Here is a 21,375-nt window from a genome sequence, read left to right as displayed (position 1 = left end):
CTCTCTGTGGATCATATTGAAGCTGTGCCGGATAAGGGACTTTTTTATTTCATGTTTCTGGATATGACCGACCAGAAGATGACGGCAGAGCTTTTTTTTGATGGCGAAAGGGTGGGACAGTTAAAAAACGGTCACGCTCTGCGTTTGGTTGCAGATCCCGGACGCCACACCGTCAAATGTCAGCTTTCAAGTCACGGCCTGTTTCAGTTTCAGGAGGTGAGCGTTCAGGAGGGTGAAATCCATTTTTTCAGGCAGATGGCCGGGGTTCGGAAAACCAATATATTGGATGCTCTCTTTTTTCCGTTTTTGAAGCTGGCTTGTACCGCTTCCCTGGGACAGGGAGAGGCGTGTGATGTGGCTGACAATTGGTTTGTTGTGAATACCTTGGACCATTTGGAGGAACCTGAGGGGCTGATGGAAATTCACAACTATGAAATCGTGGCCGATTAGCCTGGATCCGGCTGGTGGGCGTGTGCTCCACGGCGAAAAAAATGGCTGGGAGTCTTGAGCTGAGCGTTGAGCCGGATAACCCGCAAGCTAAACCGGATGCAGGAGACAATCAGGGCTGAGTGCAGCAAAGAAGCTAGCGGCGGGTAAGAGGCCAACCCAAAATGCGTTCTTCGGTGTTGGAAAGACCCTTGGATGATTCGGCTGACGTGAGGGCGGGTTCCTCTTTTTGAGTTGTAATGGCTGACTCCACCACCTTTTGACTTTTCACGATCATCTCCCGACTCTCTACCAATATTTCCTGATCTGAACTATCGGGTGTCGCTTCCAGGCGTTGACGGGCCTTGGCTGCCAATTGAGACTGCTTGCGAGTTTTGGTAGCTATTGCAGTGGAGATGACTTTTTCCTGGGTTTCCTGGGCAAATTCCTGCTGGGCCTGGGTGGCAACAGCCTGCTGGGCCATCAGGAGTTCCTCGGGGTTGTCGTTTGAGCCTTCCAATTGGGCCCTTTTGTCATCCTGCTGGGTTTCCAGAAAGACATAGATGAAATAACGGGCGGCCAGATAGATGGCTTCGTAGGCGGCCTTTTCATCTGCAGAAATGCCTGTGTCCTTGGCTGGGGAGTGACTGTAGCCTGCAAACTGGGAGGGGCTTCCTTCAAACTTGATGTGAACGTCGTGGTTTTCTTCGACCAGAATAGTGTGACCTGTCAGGCGGGCAACCCGGCCACGGATGTGGACGGCGGTATAGTCATAGAACACATTGTTCAGGTTGGTGACGAGGACATCTTCAACGATCACTCGCAGGGTCGTTCCCTCTTTGGAACCCTCTGGTGCAAAACCGTGATGTTGCAGCTGGTTGGAAATGGCGTTGGTGATGGTTTTGTTGAGAATTTCCTCCCGAAAGGAAGAACCCTCGTTGGTGGTGGTATCCACCATGCGTTCCTGGTAGAGCACCAAGGCCGTATCCACTGATATGGTGGCAATATCCTGGGCAACTTGATCGCTTGGGGGATTGTCCAGGGCCTTTATGACGGTTTCTACGGGGAGTTCATTGAGAATTTGTAGTCGAAATTTCTGCTGTGTGGATCCACAGCCAGTCAGAAGCAGCGCCAGCAAGATAAAAAACCATTTTTTCATCAAAGATCTCCCCATCCGTTAAAAAGCATTGATATCAAAATAAAAGATCTTCATGGGGAGTCAAGCCAAAAACGGGTTGATGCCATTAATGTGGAGTGATTTTTTTCCTGCTGGATCAGGGAGTATGGTGCTGGAGGATGGAATTTTGTCTGAAGGGTGAATGGTTGCGGGCGAGGGGTGTTTGTTGGGGGGGGTAAAGCTGTGTGTCTGGAAAGGGCAGAGTCTTGACGGGGGTGATGGGGATCGTCTGAACCTGAGACAGTGGGGCCCAGTCATCAAAAACAAAACCGTCAACCGAACCGGTCATGACCAAAACGTGGATATCAGGTGGTTGTATAAATGGGCCTCCACCCCTCTCCTTTATACCGCAGAGTCCCGTTAATAACTGAATGATCTTTAATTGGATTCTTGCAACAGGGTCGTCTTATATGGTTTAAAATGGACCCTTACCCCTCTCGAAAATATCGCAAGGATCCGAAATAACGGAGCTGCCTTAATGATTAAATGGACCCTTACCCCTCTCAGAAATGTCGCAAGGACCCAAAATAACAGAGCTGCCTTAATGATTAAATGGACCCTTGCCCCTCTCGGAAATATCGCAAGGATCCGAAATAACAGAGCTGCCTTAATGATTAAATGAACCCTTGCCCCTCTCGGAAATATCGCAAGGATTCGAAATAACAGAGCTGCCTTAATTGATTGAGTAAAGTCTCCGCCCCTCTCCCTAAAGTGCCACGGAGGCTTGAAACGAGAGGTCAATCCTGGTTGAAAATGGATCCCCACTCCTCTCAAGAATTCCGCGAGGATCCGAAATAGTTAAATGGACCACCGCCCCTCCCCTAATATCGCGAGGATCCGCTAATAACTTGACCTTCTAATAACTTAATGTGGATCTTCACCCCTCTCCCAATATCGTGAAGATCCCATAATAACCTCGGCCTCTTTAATTGGCTTTTTTGTAGTGATTTGTTTTTTGATTGGTTTCTTTCAATGATTTGTTTTTTGTTTGTGGTGGCTGTTTTTAAAATAACTGATCAAAATAAAAAAACATGCTGTTCTTTGTTCTCTCATCACTCTCTCCAGGTGTGGGCTGGGGAGTGAGGTTTTTGGCCAACTCCGTAAACTCCCCTATCTTCCATCTGAATGGTCCGGATAAAATGTCCTGGCACTTTTCTGATGGAACCTGGAAAAGACTCTACACGATTAATGTTAAAATGAAATGCAGTTGTTGTTAACAGGTAGGATTAATTTGTAAATAATTTGATAAAAGATCCTCTCTTCCCGCTTTTCTCCCCACTCCTGCCAGATTGTGTCTTGGGAAAGTGGGGTGTTTGGACCAACCCGGGAAAGCCTCCCTCTTGCATCAAAAAGATCTGGTCAAGCGCCCTGGGGACTTTTCTGATTGAACCTGGGAAAGACTCTACACGACCAATGTTAAAATCAAATGCAGTTGTTGTTAACAGGCAGGACTAATTTGTAAATATTTTGTAAATAAAAAAGCGTGGATAGCTCTCCGCGAATCAACGCTGCTTGCGGCGAATCCAGATGGTGAGCCCCATGGCCAAAAGCAGGAGGGGGATGCCGATCACCATGCCGATAAAGAGAAAAAGGCCCTCACCCCGTTGCAGAGCGAGGCCGGAATCGTGAATTTTTTTGGGTTTGATGGCGATAAAATGTTCATCTTCAGCCAACCAGCGGATCATGTTGAGGAAAAGATCGCTGTTGCCGGAAAATTCCACCGAGGTATCCGCAGCAAAATCGGAATCCCCCACCACCACCAAGCGACTTTCCCGACTTTCCACGGCAACCCCCAGGGTGATAGGGCCTGCAAGGTCGGATTGGGAATCAAATTCCACTTGCCCCGAATCAAGAGAACCTTTTTCCAGCCATCCCTCATCGGCCCCGGAAAAGAGGGCTGTCCGCTTGATTCGGTTTGAGGGGTCGCTGGATTCGTCAGAAAGGGCCAATATTTCAACCCCTTTGGCATCGGGAAAAACCGCAGCCATGTTGAGGTTTCGGGTGATGCTGTGGTTTGGAGAAAATCCGGTCACCAGGGGATTGGTAGGACCACCCACCAGAGTGCGGGCGACGGGATCGATGAGGGTTCCCGTTTGAAAACCCACACCCAACCCCAGGAGCATCTCTTCCAGGCCGGTGGTGGTCTGTGGGTCACTCAAGATCAGCAGTCGTCCGTCATGGTTGTACCACCAATCGGTAAGGCGTTCGACCTCAATGGGTAGCAAGGGCTTGCGGGGGCCTGCCAGTACCAGCAGAGCGGTCTGATCGGGAATATTTTCAACTTGGGCTGGCTGAATAGTGGCTACGCCATACCCCTCCCCTTTGAGTAAATGTTGGACTGTTTCATAGCCGTTTCCCTCCAAGCCAGAGGGTAGCCCGCCCTGATCGGTGAGGATGGGATGTTCTCCGTGGCCGGTGATGAAGCGGATGGTCTTTTCCCGTCCCTTGGCGAGGCGAATCAGGGCGTTGGTGATGGCTTGTTCATCGAGTTCAGTGATTTTTTCCGTTCGTTCCTGGGCGGTTAAAACGATGGTGCCATACATGGCGATCTGCTCCTGCCTGGCAGCTGCTGGATTGAGATCGGGATCCACGTGGCGAATTGTCAAGTTGGGATTGATGGCGCGATATTTTTCCAGGAGTTCCTGGATCAACGGTTTTTGCTCCCCTTGGCTTTGGGCAAAAGCAGTCGCTGTGAGTCCATCCGGAAAGCTTTGGACCGCCCGAATGGATTGTTCAGCCAGGGTATGGCGTGCCCCTGCCGTCCAGTCCCAACGTATTTGGTAACGTTGGGAAGCGTAGGCCAGCACGCCAAAGATGGACACTACCAGGAGGCCAAACAGCCCGTTTTGCAGCTGTAGGTTAAGGCGGTTTTTTGGGTTCATTTCCATGGGGGGGCCACTTTTATGGGGCGAACACCGATATTCAGGCAAGCCATTTTTCCTCATCCTTCCAGTCGGGCGGCGACGAGGCGCTGCCGGGCAAAGAGCAGCCCGGTAGCTGACAAGAGGAAAAAATAGGCGAGATCCCCGCTACGGATCACCCCGCTTAAAAAATGGGGGTAGTGGTTCATGGGGGAGAGGTAGGCCAAAACCTGAAACAGGGCGGACTCCCCCACCCCGCCCATCCAGGAAAGAAGCCATAGCAGGAGCAGCACTCCGAAACCGGCCACCGCCGCCACAATGGGATTATCGGTGGCGCTCGATGCCCCCAACCCCACCGCTCCAAAAGCCGCTCCAACCAGAAATACTCCTAAAAGCCCAGCCAAAATTTGTCCGATATCGGGATGGCCAAAAAAGAGCAAGGTCAAGGGTGGAATGGCCAGCATCCCTACCGCCACCAGCAGAAAAAGCAGCAAACCCAGATATTTACCCAGAATAATGGTCATGGGGGTCAGGGGGGAGGAGGCCAGGGCAGGCCAGCTTCCCCGGCGTTTTTCCTCAGCAAAAAGTCGCATGGTGAGCAGGGGAATGATCAAGAGCAGCAGGACCGCCCCATTGCCCAGAGTCGGTACCACCGTCCAGTCGGTGAGGGAGAGATCTTCTACCACCCCAAACGATTCATACCGCATCAACCGCTTTTGATAGTCGAGCACTGAAGCCCCAAACATGTAACCCGTAATCATAAAAAGCATCCCCAGGAGGCTCCAGGCCAGAGGGGTGAGGAACAGGCTTCGCCACTCTTGAAAGGCGATGATCCGGATGGCTCTCATGATGGGCTCTCCTGGCCGGATTTGGCAGGCTGGATTGGCCGGGTTTGGAGGTGGGCTGGGGATAGGGCCTGGAGATGATCCGGGGAAGCGGTTTGGGGGGTGGCGTTGCTGTCCCCTTCATGATTAATCGTGCCGGGGGGCTCCCTGATCTCCTCCTGAGTGGTGAGTTGCACAAATATATCTTCCAATGAGTGGCTTGCCGGGGTCATCTGGCGGAGATCCCAGCCTTCGGCCACAGCCCGGGCCAGGAGTTGTGGGATTGGGTCCTGGTTTGGTTGTTGGGTGAGCCACCACTCCCCTTTCCGTTCTTCAACCCGGGCAACCCCGGGGATGGCGAGGAGTTGTTCGGCTGTGGGAGGATGGTTCAAGCTGAGTTTCAGAATCGATTCTCCCGCTTGGGCTGCCCGACTTTCCAGTCCTGCCAAGGTGTCGTTCGCCACGATTTTTCCCTGATGAATCAGTGCGACTCGACTGCAAGTCATGCGCACTTCCGGTAAAATGTGGGTGGAAAGGAGCACTGAATGGTTGTCTTTAAGTTCCCGAATGAGTTGGCGAATTTCCCGAATTTGAATGGGGTCGAGCCCCACGGTGGGTTCATCGAGAATGACGACCGGGGGGGTGTGGACAATGGCTTGGGCAATGCCTGCTCGCTGCTGATACCCCTTGGAAAGATTGGCCAGCAGCCGATGGGCTACCTGGGTGAGGCCGCATCGCTCCAGGGCCTGCTCCACCGCCTGTTTCAACCGGGATCGTGCCACACCCCGTAAAGCCGCAAGATAGGCGAGATATTCCCGTACCGTCATTTCCGGATAGAGGGGTGGGGTCTCCGGCAGAAAGCCAATGTGGGAGCGGGCCTCTTCCGGATGGGTCAGTACATCCACCCCTGCCACCCGCACCTTTCCGGAAGTGGGGGCCAACAAGCCCGATAGAATGCGCATGGCCGTGGTTTTGCCTGCGCCATTGGGCCCCAGAAAACCCATCACCTCCCCCCGATTGACCGTAATATCGACTTCGTCCAGAGCCAGGATAGGCCCAAAACGACGGCTCACCTGGGCAAGCTCAATCATGGCTTCCATCAGGACGGCTCCAGGGTGTTGAGGTGATTTTTCACTTTTTAATCTCTTATTTCGGATGATGGTCCCTGTTTTTGCCACAAAAAAAGGCAGGCAAGGGTGTGTGTGAAGAGGGATCTCCAAGAAAAGCTGAAAATGAACCCGGGTTTAGATTGAATTGCACATTTTTTAATCATGAAAGGTTAAAAAATGACCAAAAAGAGTGGGTGTGCACAAAGTTTAACCATCCCTGACCTGCTTAATAAACAGGCAGTATGTTTTTTTATTGACTGTTTTCAATGTGTTGGAATGCTTTTCAGAGTTGGCATAGGGGTTGCGATAATAGGGCGAACATCAGGAGATCCCCATATACGTGCCCAAAGCCGGGTCACTGAGGGGTATTGGAATGCAACTGCCGGTGACTTTCAAGGCATTCCATGGGATGATTGGAGAAGATTCTCCGAACACCCACCCTTTATGAGGGGTTTCGGCCAAGTTGCCAACAGCAGTCAAAACCCGCAACCGCCGAACCGTACTCTCCAGACTCGAAAAGCAACCAGTAATATAAGGAAAGGATCCGATATGTCAGAATTGGACGCAGCCCGCCACGCAATGGCCTTGATCGAGACCCATGACGTCAAATTTGTCGATTTTCGCTTCACCGATTTTCACGGCAAATGGCAGCACATCTCTGCCCCCGCCACCATGATGAACGAGGATGTGTTCGAAACCGGTTTCGGGTTTGATGGCTCCTCCATCGAAGGTTGGTGCGAAATCGATCAGTCGGACATGGTGTTCAAGCCCGATCCTGCCAGCGCCATTCTGGATCCTTTTTCTGAAGCCACCACCCTGATCTTCATCTGCGACGTGGTAGACCCCTTCACCAGCGAAGGCTACAGCCGGGATCCCCGGGCCGTCGCCCGCCGCGCCGCTGCCTATCTGCAATATTCCGGTATCGGCGACACCGCCTTTGTGGGACCGGAAGCGGAATTTTTCGTGTTTGATTCAGTGAAATATTCCACCGCCATGAACAAGATAAGCTATGAGATCGATTCCGAGGAAGGGATTTGGAATTCCGACTCCGATTATAACGGGTTCAACCACGCCCATCGTCCGGCTATCAAGGGTGGCTATTTCCCGGTTCCTCCGGTGGACTCCTTCCAGGATATGCGCTCCGAGATGAGCCAGATCATGATGGATATGGGGATCACCATCGAGTTTCATCACCACGAAGTGGCCACTGCTGGGCAAAACGAGATCGACATGAAGTTTGGCGATCTGCTGAGCATGGCAGACAATATCCAAAAGTTTAAATATGTGGTGCATAACGTGGCCCACAACAGCGGCAAGACCGCTACCTTCATGCCCAAGCCTCTCGGTGGTGACAATGGCTCCGGCATGCATGTGCACATGTCCATCTGGAAGGATGGCAAGCCTCTCTTCAGTGGCAATCAATATGCCGACCTCTCCGAGATGGCCCTGCACTTTATCGGTGGCATTAAAAAACACGCCAAGGCCCTGAACGCCTTCACCAATCCTTCCACCAACTCCTACAAGCGGCTGATTCCCGGATTCGAGGCCCCTGTACTTTTGGCCCACTCCGCCCGCAACCGCTCCGCCTCCATCCGCATCCCGACGGCTTCCAACCCCAAGGCCAAGCGCTGTGAAATCCGTTTTCCGGATCCCACCGCCAACCCCTATCTGGCCTTTTCCGCCATTTTGATGGCCGGTATCGACGGTATCGAAAACAAAATCGATCCGGGCAGCCCCATAGACAAAAATCTTTACGACCTGCCCCCGGAAGAGCTGAAAGACATTCCTTCCGTGTGTGGCTCCCTGAGAGAAGCTCTGGAAGCCATGAGTGCTGATCGTGATTTTCTTAAGAAGGGTGATGTCTTCAGTGATGACCTGATCGACGCCTGGATTGAACTGAAGATGGGAGAGGTTTACGCAGTTGAGCACACCCCCCATCCCATGGAGTTTGCTCTCTACTATTCGGTCTGACGACCTGTCATTCCGGGAGATTCACTCGGCAGAATCCCCGGAATGACGATAGCATCAATAAAAAAGCCTCACTGGTTAACGGTGGGGCTTTTTTTTGTGCTGGGGATGATTTCTCTACCCAATGACCCATGTTTAAATAATACGCATTCTGGTTCAAACGATGAGCTTAAGGCCAGCGTTTGAACTTCATTCAAAACCGAAGATTCAATGGGAACCACCATTGAGTGCACTTCCCTGCCAAGCACTTTCCAAACCCACCATAAAAAAAGCGAGCCTGGGATTTCTCCCGGGCTCGCTTTTTTTTTACTGGAAGGATCGGTGTGAATAACCCGATCAATTCCTTGTTCAGATTTGGTCGATGATGCTGTTCAGAGTTTGGCTGGGACGCATGGCCACAGCCACTTTGGCGGGATCAGGATGGAAATAACCACCGACATCCATGGCTTGGCCTTGGGTGCCATTGATCTCTGCCATGATTTTCTCTTCATTGCTGATCATCTGTTCAGCGATGGGAGCAAAGTGGCTTTTGAGATTGGCATCGTCATCCTGATTGGCCAACGCTTCGGCCCAATAGGTGGCGAGATAGAAGTGGCTGCCCCGGTTGTCCAGCTCATTGACTTTACGGCTTGGGGATTTGCGGTTATCCAGGAATTTTTCGGTGGCCTTGTCCAGCGCCTTGCCGAGAATCGCCGCAGTGGGATTGTTTTTAACCTGGCTCAGGTGCTCCAGGGAGACCGCGAGAGCGGCAAACTCACCCAGGGAGTCCCAACGCAGGTGACCTTCTTCCATGAACTGCTGCACATGCTTGGGGGCCGAACCACCGGCGCCGGTTTCGAAGAGGCCACCACCCTGCATAAGGGGCACGATGGAGAGCATCTTGGCGCTGGTGCCCAGTTCCAGGATCGGGAAAAGATCGGTGAGATAATCCCGCAGCACGTTACCGGTTACCGAGATGGTGTCCTGCCCCTTGGCCATCCGCTCCAAAGAAAACTGGGTCGCTTCCACTGGAGAGAGGATCCGGATATCGAGACCGGAAGTGTCGTGATCCTTGAGATAGACTTCGACCTTTTTGATCAGTTCGGCATCGTGAGCGCGCGCTTTGTTGAGCCAGAAAACGGCAGGTGCGCCGGAGTTGCGGGAGCGATTAACCGCCAATTTGACCCAGTCTTGAATGGGGGCATCCTTGGCCTGACACATCCGCCAGATATCCCCCTCTTCCACGTCATGCTCGTGGACGGTGTTGCCACCAGCGGAAATGATGCGGATTTTACCGTTGCCGGGGGCTTCGAAGGTGGTGGGATGGGAACCGTACTCTTCAGCCTTCTGGGCCATGAGACCGACGTTGGGAATGGAGCCCATGGTGGAAGGATTGAAAGCGCCGTTCTTTTTGCAAAAATTGATTGTGGCCTCATAAACCCCGGAATAGCTGGAGTCGGGAATGACGCACTTGGTATCGGCTGGATTGCCGTCAGGTCCCCAACCTTTACCACCGCCCCGGATCACCACCGGCATGGAAGCATCGATGATGACGTCACTGGGGACGTGGAGGTTGGTGATGCCCTTGTCGGAGTTGACCATGTAGAGGTCAGGCTGCTTTTCCATGCAGGCGGCGAGATCGGCGTTGATTTCAGCCTGTTTATCCGCTGACAGGGAACCGATTTTGGTCGCCACATCGCCTACGCCGTTGTTGGGATCAATACCCAGACTGGCAAAGGTGTCGGCGTGCTTTTCGTAGACATCCTTGAAAAAGACCGAGACACAGTGGCCAAAGATGATGGGGTCGGAGACCTTCATCATGGTAGCCTTCATGTGCAGGGAGAAGAGAACCCCCTGGGCCTTGGCATCGTCGATCTCCTTTTGGAGAAAGCTACGCAGAGCGTTGCGGCTCATGCGGGTGGCATCCACCACGGCATTGGCTTGCAGGTCTGCTTTTTCTTTCAGCACGGTGACAGCACCACTGCCGTCGACAAACTCGATCCGGGCGTCTCCAGCATCGGTATCAGCGATGGTGGTGGAGGCTTCGCTACGGCAGAAGTCCCCTTCACTCATGGAAGAGACGTGGGTTTTGGAAGTTGGCGCCCAGGCACCCATGGAATGGGGATTTTTTTTGGCATACTCTTTTACTGCTGGGGGGGGCCTGCGGTCGGAGTTGCCTTCCCGGAGTACCGGGTTAACAGCACTACCCTTGATCTTGTCGTAACGCGACTTTGCATCACGCTCGGCATCGTTTTGGGGTGATTCGGGATAGTCCGGGAGATCATAGCCCTGACTCTGCAGCTCTTTGATGGCGTCAATGAGCTGGGGAATCGAAGCGGAAATATTGGGGAGTTTGATGACGTTGGCGTCGGGTGTTTTGACGAGCCTGCCCAGTTCAGCCAGATCATCGGATTGGCGTTGGGCATCGGTCAATTTTTCGGGAAAGGTGGCGATGATGCGACCGGCCAGGGAGATGTCTTTGGTGCCGACAGTGATTCCGGCCACTTTGGTAAAGGCTTGAATCATGGGCAGAAACGATCCACTAGCCAACTCGGGGGCTTCATCGACCTTCGTGTAAATGATATCCGGCTGTTCTGACATTTTTTTTAGCTCCATTCCAAGGTGCGGTTTCAGAAGATTCATTCTGGTGATCCTCTATATCACCCAGCAGGCGTGAGAATTTGACTGAATCTGACCGAAAAGGCAAGGGTCGACAGATGCAACATCTTGATAGTCATGCAAAATGGAGTGATTATCAGTCAGATATGGCTGGTTGGGATATACTTGATCGTGGGGGATAAACCTCTCTGAATTCCGGGGAAATTTTGATTTTACAGGTTGGTTTCCCATTTGTGATTATGTATATACGCATACACGGAATTTATATTTTTTTGTGTCGCTTTTTTTTCTTCGTGATCCCTATCGATTCATCGAGGCACTGCCAAAGGCGACTATTCTTTCCCCTGAGCACTCTGCATTCCCAACGGTGATTTTTTGCCGATCTCACCTGGAATGACTTCGATGATCGATTGAGTGACGGACATCCTGGTAAATGGCGGTCAATTTGGCTTTAATGGACCCTATGGACCTTGGGGGGGATCGAATGGACGATTCGAATTCCAATCGATTTTATGGCTATTTATCCTGAACAGGATTAAGGCGTTGGAAACAGCTTCCCGGAAGATCCACATCTTGTTGGTGGATGATCAGGCGATCATCGGCCATCTGCTGAAGATCATGTTTTCCGAAGCATCCGATCTTCAATTGACCCCCTGTACCGATCCTGCAAAAGCCATTGCCGTTGCGGATGAAATGGACCCGACGGTCATTCTTCTTGATTTCGTTATGCCGGAAATCGATGGCTTGACCCTGTTGAAGCGGTTTCGGGGGTTGGAACGTTATCGATATACCCCCATCATCATGCTCTCCTCCCAGGAGGAGTCAGAGCTGAAGGCCAACGCCTTCAAGGAAGGGGCTGACGACTATCTGATCAAGCTCCCCGACAAGGTGGAGATGCTCTCCCGCTTGAGATCCCACGGCTCCCGCTATTTTCATCAACTGGACAACCTGGCCGCCCACCAAGCCCTGGCTGAGAGTGAAATGCGCTTTCGGCAGGTGACCCAATCCATCAGTGAGGCGATTGTGGGGGCCGACTCCTCCGGCAGCATTCATTTTTGGAACCGGGGGGCGGAAAAAATATTCGGTTATTCGGAAGAGGAGATCCTGGGCCAACCCCTGACGATCCTCATGCCGGATCGTTTTCGCTCGGAGCACCAGATGGGCTTCCACCAAATGTGCACTTCCGGGGAGTCCAAACTGTCGGGGCAAAATGTCGAACTGCACGGGATCAGGAAAGATGGTTGCGAGTTTCCCATAGAGTTTTCCATCGGCACTTGGAAAATCACTGGATCAGACCATTTCGTGGCGGTCATGCGAGACGTTACCGACCGCAAAAAGGCCGAAGAGCAGATTCACTATCAAGCCCACTTTGATGCCCTGACCGGAGTACCGAATCGCAACTATTTCATCAAGTTACTGGACCAATCCCTCTCACTGGCCTCCCGCCAGGAGAATATGGTCGCCCTGCTCTTTATCGATCTGGATCGTTTCAAATGGGTCAACGACAATTTGGGCCACGCAGCGGGGGATGAACTGTTGGTTCAGGTGGCCCAACGCATGTCCGACTGTGTGCGCAAGAGTGATACGGTGGCGCGTCTGGGTGGGGATGAATTTACCGTGATTCTGTTTGATATCGGGGATTATGAAAACACCAAGAGTATTGCCAAAAAAATTCTCATAGCTCTGGCTACCCCCTTTGATCTGGCAGGGCAGGAGGCCCATATTTCAGGCTCCATCGGCATCACCTTTTTCCCGGACGACTCCCAGGATCGGGATGTGCTGCTGCGCAATGCCGACCACGCCATGTATATCGCCAAACGCTCTGGTCGCAACGCCTACTGGTTTTTCCAGCCGGATGTCTCCGAAGAGGGTGCGGAAGTGGAAGAGGTGCCGATTGAGGGAGAAAAAGCCTGACCGCTCCTGAATCTCCCCTTCCCCCCGTTCTGTTGAAATCATCTAAAAAAAAGCCCTCCCAACCCCTTGAAAACAGGATTGGGAGGGCTTTTTTGTTCAGGCAGACCCTCTCAGGAAATGAAGGGCCTTATCCTTCTTTAGGTTCTGAGTCCAACCTCAGACAGGTTCTATCTCAGTGCTTTTTTCTTCCAACGGGGGGGCTTCTGGGCTGTCTGTTTCATCCAGCACCCAATTGCCGCTACTATCCAGCTTCATGATCTGGAAGAGCACCTTGATAATTCTCAGCTCCTTGATTTCGAGAATTTGAATGCGGCCATTTTCCAGCTGTACCACATCTCCCGTTTCCGGTACCCGACCCAACTTGTTGAAAACCAGACCACCGATGGTGACGTGACCGGTCTTTTTCGGGAAGGGGAAGTTCAAGAGTTGTTCCAGATCGGCCAGACGGGCTGAACCGGCCAGCTCCCACTGACTGCCTTCGAGCTTATGGACCTTTTCGCTCCTGGGTGAAAATTCGTCGTGGGGGAACTCACCGGTCAGGCGGGAGATGATGTCGGCGGGGGTCAGGATGCCCACTGCGGAGCCATATTCATCCACCACGATACCCAACTGCCGCCGATTGTCCCGAAAATCCTTCCAGGCTTGGCTCAGTTTGGTTCCAGTGGGAAAGATAAACGGATCGCTGCGCATGATTTCTGTAATGGGACGGCTGATAAAGGCGTTCAGATCAGCTTTGTTTTTTTCCATAAAAAAGAGCAGGCGCTTGGTGAGCACCGAGCCTATGATCTTGTCACCCTCGAAGACAGGATAGCAGTGATGTTTGCTCCTGGAGAAAAAGTCCAAGGTGTCAGAGATGGTGGCGGTGTGGGGAATGCCTTCCACATCCGGTTTGGGCACCATCGCTTCTTCCACAATCTCTTCTTCCAGATCGAACACCCCGATCAACATCCGGCCCTGATCCTGGGGAATGGCACCGGAAGAGCTGCTGGCGTTGACCACCATGCTCAACTCTTCCGCCGACATGGTAGAGGAGTCGTGACCGTGACCTCCCCCTTCACCGGTCTTGACGATATCTCCATGGCCAACGGCGATCAGCAGCCAGTTGGAGGCGTGGTTCATCACCCAGATGATGGGAGTCCAGGCGATGTAGAGACCGTTGATCATCCAGCCCAAAGCGCAGCTCATCTGTTCGGACTTGTGATAGGCCAACACTTTGGGGGCCAGCTCACCACCGACGACATGGAGGAAGGAAATGATGATGAAGCCCATGGTCAAACCGGAGATACTACCCCAGTGTATGGCGGCTTCCGCCCCCATGAACAGGCCAAAAAAGCTTTCAAACCAGGGGGACATGAGTACCTTGAAGGCATCCATACCGATGTAACCCAAGGCCATGGAGACCAGGGTGATACCGATTTGGGTGACCGCATAAAACCGGGTCGGCTCGTCATGGAGGAGCTTGACGACGGCTGCACGCTTGTCTCCCATATCGGCCAGCTGTTTGATCCGGCTGCGTCGTGCCGCAGTAATGGCCACCTCTGAACCTACAAAAAAAGCGTTGCCCACAACGAGCAACAAGATGGCGACCAACTTCATAAAGATAACTGCGTCCATTTCCTGTGTATTCCTCCTGTATGGGAGTAAAGTTCAGACGGGTTCATGATGGGACAAACCCATCTGGAAAAAAGCAGACTGTATCAGAGTCTTTTCATGTTGTCACGAATTTGACTGATCCATGCATAGAATGGGTTTATGAAAGTCGATGGAATATCAGACAAAATTTAAACAAAAAAAAAGAGCATTACCACTCTTTGTCGGCTTTTGATGGCGATCCCGTTTTTATGGAGGACTCCTGCCTGGCGCCCGAGGAAGTGCATTTTGTTTGCCGAAGTCGGGTATCCTACCAAGAAGCCTTGCAAAGTTGTCTTCCAGACTTGACCAGGGGCATGGGATTTTGCAAGGGAATGATTTCTCACCTAAATCAGGTGAAAATAGCGTTCCATGAACACCCGCGCCCCATCGGCATATTTCCAGGGGGTTTGGCGAATCTCCATCAGCAGCTCCCCCTTGGCCATCGTGCGTTCAGCGATGGCCTCGCCATCCATAAATCGGAACGGCCCGTCGAAAATTCCAGCATAGGTCATGGTGTTGGAGCGTTTGAGCCAGGGTTCTCCCCCCCGTACCCGGGCCACCGCCCCCTGCCAGGGATCATAATCGATCAGGCGGAGCAGGGCTTCCCGCTGAAAGTCAAAACCACCGGAATGGCGCAGCCGCTGATAATGGAGGGCATCCTCGGCGATGGTGATCTGGGTGATGCCGATCTCTTCGGCGATCTCCTTTTTGGCGTTGTCGTCGAAGGCCTGTCGGGAGAGGGAGGTGTCGTCGGTGACCACGTGGCCCCCTACCGCCTTATCCCACATGAAAGGGTTTTCCGGTTTATCTCCCCGCTGCACCAGACGCACCAAACCATCACTGGTGGTAAGAATGATATGCACCACCGGTACCGCCAGATGGGCATCCCCGTGTTTTTTGGCGTGATCCTGCATTTCCCGAAGCAAAATCCCACGCTCTTCGGTTTTGATATAGTGGCCGTTCGGGTCGGTTGCGTGCAGCTTTTCAGAATTCATCCCACACCTTTCATCTCGATGACCATCTCAGCCGGGCTGCGTGGCACCAGATCGGAACGCTTTTCAATCACTGCTACCCCACTGGCGGACGCTCTTCAATACCTGGGCAGCCTTCTCCCCTTCCCCCTGGGCGGTCAATCCTTGGTACAAAATAGTGATCAGCTTTTCCAGGAAAGGATAGCTGCCCTTATCAGGGGCTTGGTCAGCCAGATCAAAGGCGCGTTGCAGGAAAAAAATGCCCTCCCGGTTGAAGCCGCTGTGCAGGAGGTTGGTGCCGAGTTTGTAGCAACCAAACAGATTGTCCGGCTCCCGTTCATGCCATTTCCTCAAGATGGCGATATTTCTTTTTATTTTTTCCCGATTCAGCTCACCTTGGTAGCCAAAATGTTTCAGATGGAGATCCAGGGAGCGGGGGGGATGGCGGGGCCAGTGGCGGTAGAGGGCGCCTGCCACACTCTCATGGATCGGATTTTCAAAACGAATGCGCGGATCGTTGCGAAACAGCCGTACCGCCTGGCTGGCCACACTTTTGCCATCGGCCATCACCGAATCGATCTGAATGGCGAAGCCATACGCCTGGGGATTTTGGCAGTGGTGTTGGAGATTGGCACGGGTGGTTTCCGTGATCTGAACCATTTCGTCACAGTCCACATTGAGGATCCAGGGATATTGGGCCTGGTCGATGGCTAAATTTTTCGGAGCGGAAAAATCATCTTTCCAGGGCTGATGCAACACCCGACACCCCAGCGCCCGGGCCAGTTCGACACTGCGATCCCTGGAGCCGGTATCCACATAGATGATTTCATCCACCAGGCGCTTGAGAAAGGGGAAGGTTCGGGGCAGGTGATGCTCTTCATCCCGCCCAATCACCACCCCGGATAGTCCCCAAGCCGCCATCGGAATCAGGCGTCGGCCAGCGCGGCGATACCTGGGAGTTCCTTCCCTTCCAGAAGCTCCAGGAAGGCCCCGCCGCCGGTGGAAATATAGGAGATCTGATCCGCTACCCCGGCTTCTCGCACTGCAGCATCGGTATCCCCGCCTCCCACCACCGAGACCGCTGGGCTGGCTGCGACGGTTTTGGCCAGTTCCACCGTGCCGTGATTGAAGGGAGGGGTTTCAAACACCCCCATGGGGCCGTTCCAGACGATGGTTTGCACCCCCTCCAGGGCCTGATTGAATGTTTCCAGGGTTTTGGGGCCGATATCGAGGCCCATCCAGCCATCGGGAATGGCTTCGATGGCCACGGTGCGGGTTTCGGCATTGGCTTCCAGCTTGGCCGCAGCGACGGCATCCACCGGCAAGAGCAGCTCCACCCCTTTTTGTTTGGCAGCGGCTTCGGCCCGGGCGGCGATATCCAGCATTTCCGGCTCCACCAGAGAGGCCCCCACCGAAATCCCCCGGGCTTTGAAAAAGGTAAAAGCCATGGCCCCACCGATGAGAATTTTATCGACGCGATCCAGGAGCGCTTCGATCACGCCGATCTTGGTAGAGACCTTGGCCCCCCCCAGGATGGAGACCACCGGGCGGTTGGGATTGCGGATGGCGCGGTTGAAATAGGCGATCTCATCGGCCATCAACACCCCAGCCAGTGCCGGACCGGCAAACCGGGTCACCCCGACATTGGAAGAGTGCGCCCGGTGAGCGGTGCCGAAGGCGTCGTTGACCACCACATCGGCAAGTTTCGAAAACCCTTCAGCCAGCACCGGGTCATTTTTGGTCTCCCCCCCGTGATAGCGGACGTTTTCCAGGAGCAGCACTTGCCCGGGGTTGAGATCGTTGACCAGGGCTTCCACCTCACTCCCGACGCAATCCGGAGCCAATGCCACCGGTTGACCTAAGAGCTGGGAGAGGCGTTCGGCGACCGGCTTAAGGGATAATCCCGGCACCACTTTGCCTTTGGGGCGGCCCAGATGAGAGGCCAACACCACCCGCCCCCCCTTTTCCAGAGCCATGCGGATCGATGGCAGGGCACGGCGGATGCGGGTCTCCTCCCGGACGTTGCCGTTTGGGTCCAGGGGAACATTAAAGTCCACTCGGATGAAGACCCGTTTACCGTTGAGATCGGCGTCCCGAAGAAGACGTTTGTTCATGGAATGGCTCTCCTGCTGACTTAAGCTGTCGATGGGTGAGATGTGATTCTTTACTGACATTTATCATTGATGCCGGAAGACAGGATTGCAAGCTGTTCAACCGGGTTGCGCATCAAGTCGATGGATTATCAGGGGGGAATTCACCCGCCAGGTGATCCAGGGCGGCAAGAATCCGGTCGATGCCGGGATCTTCCAGGGGGCGGGTGTTGAGGACATTGCGGCGGATGGCTCGGCGCAGGGCATCCTGGTCCCCGTTTTCCCAGGCTGAAAGGTAGATGTTGCGCCGTCCTGTGGCATCCTGAAAAATCTGACGCATGCGGGCTCCGATGCGGACATCATTGACCCCCCGTTGGCGCAAGCTCATCTCAAAACCTTCGAAGGTGATCTCCCAAAGGGCCTGGGAGAGGCTCTGATCCGGCTGTTCTTTGGGGGGAGTCTCCCCTTTCAGGCTATCGGCATTTTCATTTTTGTTGTCATGGGAGCCTGCCTTTTTTGCGACTTCATTTTTTTCGGTTATTATCTCACCGGTATCATTTTGATCTTTGAAAGCCGCTCTCGCTTGGATATCCCGGGGATTCCCCCCCTGCCCTTTCAGGCGAAAAAGAGCCGCTGAAACAAAGAGTACCACCAGATCAAAACGTAGATCGAAGCTGTCCTCCACGGCCAATCCATCCTCGGCGCTTAAGCTCAAAGCCTGCTCCACCAGCTGATCGTGGAGGGCCATGGCCTGGGTGTGAAGGGCTTTTTTTTGATTTTTTTCCTGACGAAGTTTCCGAAACCACGACATGTAGGCTTTGCTCCAGGCTTGATGGGGGCTATCATTGGTGGATTATTTGTTTATCGTATCGACGCCATGGGAGTGGTCGGTTGCATGATGACCCCTCGAATAGGCGTCCTTTTGGCCGCGTTGTGACGGAGAACCCATGAAAATTGCTCTGCCCCGTTGGTTATTGATGCTCATTCTAACGTTCTCCCTTGCTGCCTGCCAGGCAGTGATGCACGAAAAAGGGGTGATTATCGATCCAAAGGCGGTGGCTGAAATTCAGCCGGGGCTCACCACCCAACTCCAGGTACAAGAGTTGCTGGGCTCCCCCACCATCGTCAACGTATTTAAAAAAGAGCGTTGGATTTATATCCACGACCGACAATATAAAAATATTCAGCGCACTTTTTCCCGGGTAGCCAACCGCGTGGAAATCACCTTTGACAATTGGGGGATTGTCAAAACCATCCACCGCAATTTTGGTGAAGATATTCTCGATCCCGAAACCGTTCCCGGTGCGGACAACCGCCCTGGCACCTCCTGGTGGGCGTGGTTTTTGGATTGGGAAAACGACTCGGCCATTCCCGCCTTTCCCCGTCCGGAATATACGGCCAACTGGGAAGTGCCTACCCCGATGAAGGATGCGAGTGCCAAGTCCAGCCACCACATCTCCAAGCGGCGGCCTCTCTGGAAACGCCTGCTGTTGATTCGGGACACCCCTGCCACGGTGGAAAAATCCACACCTCCTTCCACCAAATTCGGCTCCGACGAGGATGGCTGGTGGCAGGATGTTTGGGATAGCGATCCCACCACCGCCCAGCGCGGCAATACCGGTGAGGAGAGCCCGTCAGAGCCAGAGGGCGATTCTAAAGCCTGGTGGCCCTTCTAGCCTAAGCCGCCCTTTTTGGTCATCGATTTTTTGTTTGGTCGTCGATCCCTCTAATGGTTGACCCTTTGAGCCGGTATTAGCCGATCTCTACCCATGCCCCAGCCTGAAAAAATCGCCCTTATCGGTGGCACCGGTCTTCTGGACGCCAACTGGTTCCAGCAAGCTCGGGTCCACTGGGAGGAGACCCCCCACGGTACGGTGACCCTGAGTCTTGGGGATGGGCTCTGCTTTTTGCAGCGTCACGGCACCCATCCCTACACCCCTGCCCACCGGGTCAACCACTTGGCCCACTTTCAGGCATTGAAGCAGGCGGGTGTGACCCGGATCATCGGGGTGGGCTCAGTGGGGAGTCTGCACACCGATATTCTACCCGGCACCTTGGTGGTTCCAGACGATATTCTGGCTCTACAGGTCAATCTCAGCTTTTTCGACGATGCCCGCAGCCACCGCCCACCCGCTTTTGATGGGGCTTGGCGGAGAGACATTTTGGCAGCCTGGCAGCAAACCGATCTGGCAGCGCCTCTGGATGGGGGGGTCTATTGGCAGACCACAGGCCCCCGTTTTGAAACCCCGGCTGAAATTCGTTTTTTGGCCAGCCACGCCCATCTGGTGGGGATGACCATTGCTTCCGAGTGCATCCTGGCCGGAGAGTTGGGTATTCCCTACGCCGCCATCTGTATGGTGGATAATCTGGCCAACGGTCTGGCAGAGGAGGCGCTCTCCTACGCGGCTTTCAAGGGGCAGGTGCAGCACAATCAGGAAAAACTGCTTCGCTGTGTGAACGCCCTGCTCCATCAGCTGATGCCAGCCAACCCAACCCCTCCTCTTTAAGATAATTCCACAACCCCATGACTCTCCACATCCAAAATGTCTGGCTGCCGGATCAAGGCCTGGTGGATTTACAGATCCAGGAAGGGCGGATATCCGCACTCAGTCCGGATCTCTCACCATTATCCCGGGCGGTTGTGATCGATGGTCGGGGAATGGCTGTGGTTCCCGGGCTGGTCAATGGCCACACCCATGCCGGCATGTCCCTCTTTCGGGGCTATGGGGATGATATGCCTCTGATGGAGTGGCTCCAAACCAGGATTTGGCCCGCTGAGGCCAAGCTCACCGATGAGGATGTCTATTGGGGCAGCCGCTTGGCGTGTCTGGAGATGATCCGTTCGGGGACGGTGCAGTTTCAGGATATGTTTTGGCAGTTTTTGCCCGCAGCCCGGGCGGTGGAGGATGCCGGGTTGCGCGCCGGGGTGGGCACCCCCATGATCGATGTGGCGGGGCTCAAACAAGCTGAGGATTGCCGGCGGAAGGCGCTGGAAAGCCATGATCAGGCCCGGGATTTTTCAGATCGAATCCGCCATACCATCACCCCCCACGCGATCTATACCAACAGCGAGGAGAGCTTGCGGTGGGTGGCACAATTTTCCGAAGAGCGGCAAACCCCCATCCATATTCACCTCTCCGAAACAGCCGGTGAGGTGGCAGATTGTCTGAAAAAACAAGGTATTCGCCCAGCCCACTATCTGGATCGGCTGGGGCTTCTCAACGAACGCACCCAGCTGGCTCATGGGGTTTTTTTGGATGACGCCGAGTTGGATCTGATCGCCCGGCGAGGGGCTCTGCTCATCACCAATCCGGTCTCCAACATGAAGCTGACCGTGGGGGGGGTGTTTCCCTATGCCCGGGCCGCCCAACGGGGGATTGCCATGGCCCTGGGCACCGACAGTGCGGCTTCCAACAACAGCCTTGATCTTTTTCAGGAACTCAAGACATTCGCCCTGATCCAAAAACATGCTGCCCAGGATCCCACTTTGCTTCCGGCTCGGGAGGCGTGGGGAGTGGCGACAGGTGCCAAAGCGCCGATGTTGGGGCAGTCGGGGCAAATCGCTGTTGGGGAAAAGGCTGATTTTTTGCTTTTACGCAGAGGGGTGGTGGAACTCACTCCGGAACACGATTTTATTTCCAATCTGGTCTATGCCGCCACCGGCCATGTGGTAGACACGGTGGTGGTAAATGGGCAAATTTTGATGCAAGATCGGCAGATTCCAGGGGAAGAGGAGATCCTTCGGGAAGCTTCCGAGCGGGCGAAAAGGCTTTGTGACAGTGATTGATCCACCTGTCGGCACAGC

General features: G+C 53.8%; 16 protein-coding genes. 6 read left to right on the top strand and 10 right to left on the bottom strand.

Annotation, left to right across the window (positions count from 1 at the left end; genetic code table 11):
• Positions 1-51 precede the first annotated feature (51 nt).
• A complete protein-coding gene (locus tag HQL52_10365; protein MBF0369850.1) occupies positions 52-450 on the top strand; it encodes a hypothetical protein in 399 nt (132 codons plus the stop codon).
• A gap of 133 nt (positions 451-583) precedes the next feature.
• Here HQL52_10365 and HQL52_10360 read toward each other — a convergent pair whose 3' ends face one another.
• The 4 genes from HQL52_10360 to HQL52_10345 all read right to left on the bottom strand — a co-directional run bounded on the left by HQL52_10360 (position 584) and on the right by HQL52_10345 (position 6,388).
• Entirely contained in the window at positions 584-1,585 is a 1,002-nt protein-coding gene (locus HQL52_10360; GenBank protein ID MBF0369849.1) for a hypothetical protein, read from the bottom strand.
• 1,520 nt (positions 1,586-3,105) lie between these two features.
• Positions 3,106-4,491: a GldG family protein gene (locus HQL52_10355; GenBank protein ID MBF0369848.1), complete on the bottom strand. Its 1,386-nt coding sequence runs from the start codon at positions 4,489-4,491 to the stop codon at positions 3,106-3,108.
• Positions 4,492-4,544: 53 nt separating this feature from the next.
• A complete protein-coding gene (locus HQL52_10350; protein ID MBF0369847.1) occupies positions 4,545-5,312 on the bottom strand; it encodes an ABC transporter permease subunit in 768 nt (255 codons plus the stop codon).
• On the bottom strand, positions 5,309-6,388 hold the full coding sequence (locus HQL52_10345; GenBank protein MBF0369846.1) for an ABC transporter ATP-binding protein: 1,080 nt from the start codon (positions 6,386-6,388) through the stop codon (positions 5,309-5,311). Before HQL52_10345 ends, HQL52_10350 begins: the two co-directional genes overlap by 4 nt.
• Positions 6,389-6,946: 558 nt before the next feature.
• Here HQL52_10345 and glnA point away from each other — a divergent pair.
• The gene (gene glnA / locus HQL52_10340) at positions 6,947-8,368 is read left to right on the top strand and encodes a type I glutamate--ammonia ligase (GenBank protein MBF0369845.1); all 1,422 of its coding nucleotides are present in this window, start codon (positions 6,947-6,949) and stop codon (positions 8,366-8,368) included.
• A 345-nt stretch (positions 8,369-8,713) separates the two neighbouring features.
• Here the strand turns inward: glnA and HQL52_10335 are convergent, their stop codons facing one another.
• Positions 8,714-10,945 carry an NADP-dependent isocitrate dehydrogenase gene (locus HQL52_10335; protein ID MBF0369844.1) on the bottom strand — a complete coding sequence of 744 codons (2,232 nt, stop codon included), beginning with the start codon at positions 10,943-10,945 and terminating at the stop codon, positions 8,714-8,716.
• 561 nt (positions 10,946-11,506) lie between these two features.
• On the opposite strand from HQL52_10335, the gene HQL52_10330 reads away from it, so the two are divergent.
• Positions 11,507-12,877 (top strand): diguanylate cyclase, encoded by a 1,371-nt coding sequence (locus HQL52_10330; GenBank protein ID MBF0369843.1) that lies wholly within the window; start codon positions 11,507-11,509, stop codon positions 12,875-12,877.
• A gap of 156 nt (positions 12,878-13,033) precedes the next feature.
• Here the strand turns inward: HQL52_10330 and HQL52_10325 are convergent, their stop codons facing one another.
• From HQL52_10325 to HQL52_10305, 5 genes are all read right to left on the bottom strand, one after another.
• A complete protein-coding gene (locus HQL52_10325) occupies positions 13,034-14,491 on the bottom strand; it encodes an HlyC/CorC family transporter (GenBank protein ID MBF0369842.1) in 1,458 nt (485 codons plus the stop codon).
• Between the two features lie 362 nt (positions 14,492-14,853).
• Positions 14,854-15,504: an NUDIX domain-containing protein gene (locus HQL52_10320; GenBank protein MBF0369841.1), complete on the bottom strand. Its 651-nt coding sequence runs from the start codon at positions 15,502-15,504 to the stop codon at positions 14,854-14,856.
• Between the two features lie 63 nt (positions 15,505-15,567).
• Entirely contained in the window at positions 15,568-16,401 is an 834-nt protein-coding gene (locus HQL52_10315) for a glycosyltransferase family 2 protein (GenBank protein MBF0369840.1), read from the bottom strand.
• Positions 16,402-16,406: 5 nt separating this feature from the next.
• The gene (locus HQL52_10310; protein MBF0369839.1) at positions 16,407-17,594 is read right to left on the bottom strand and encodes a phosphoglycerate kinase; all 1,188 of its coding nucleotides are present in this window, start codon (positions 17,592-17,594) and stop codon (positions 16,407-16,409) included.
• Between the two features lie 112 nt (positions 17,595-17,706).
• Positions 17,707-18,381, bottom strand: coding sequence for a ubiquinol-cytochrome C chaperone family protein (locus tag HQL52_10305; GenBank protein MBF0369838.1), 675 nt, complete (start codon positions 18,379-18,381; stop codon positions 17,707-17,709).
• A 136-nt stretch (positions 18,382-18,517) separates the two neighbouring features.
• On the opposite strand from HQL52_10305, the gene HQL52_10300 reads away from it, so the two are divergent.
• The 3 genes from HQL52_10300 (at position 18,518) to HQL52_10290 (ending at position 21,357) form a co-directional block, all read left to right on the top strand.
• Positions 18,518-19,246 (top strand): outer membrane protein assembly factor BamE, encoded by a 729-nt coding sequence (locus HQL52_10300; protein ID MBF0369837.1) that lies wholly within the window; start codon positions 18,518-18,520, stop codon positions 19,244-19,246.
• Between the two features lie 93 nt (positions 19,247-19,339).
• Positions 19,340-20,077, top strand: a complete 738-nt coding sequence (locus tag HQL52_10295) for an MTAP family purine nucleoside phosphorylase (protein MBF0369836.1) — start codon at positions 19,340-19,342, stop codon at positions 20,075-20,077.
• Positions 20,078-20,094: 17 nt separating this feature from the next.
• On the top strand, positions 20,095-21,357 hold the full coding sequence (locus tag HQL52_10290) for an amidohydrolase (GenBank protein MBF0369835.1): 1,263 nt from the start codon (positions 20,095-20,097) through the stop codon (positions 21,355-21,357).
• Positions 21,358-21,375: the final 18 nt, after the last annotated feature.

This window comes from Magnetococcales bacterium (genome assembly GCA_015232395.1).
Taxonomy (GTDB): domain Bacteria; phylum Pseudomonadota; class Magnetococcia; order Magnetococcales; family JADFZT01; genus JADFZT01.
Note: the sequence above shows the minus strand (reverse complement) of the source record. Positions and strands in the feature narration are given on the sequence as shown.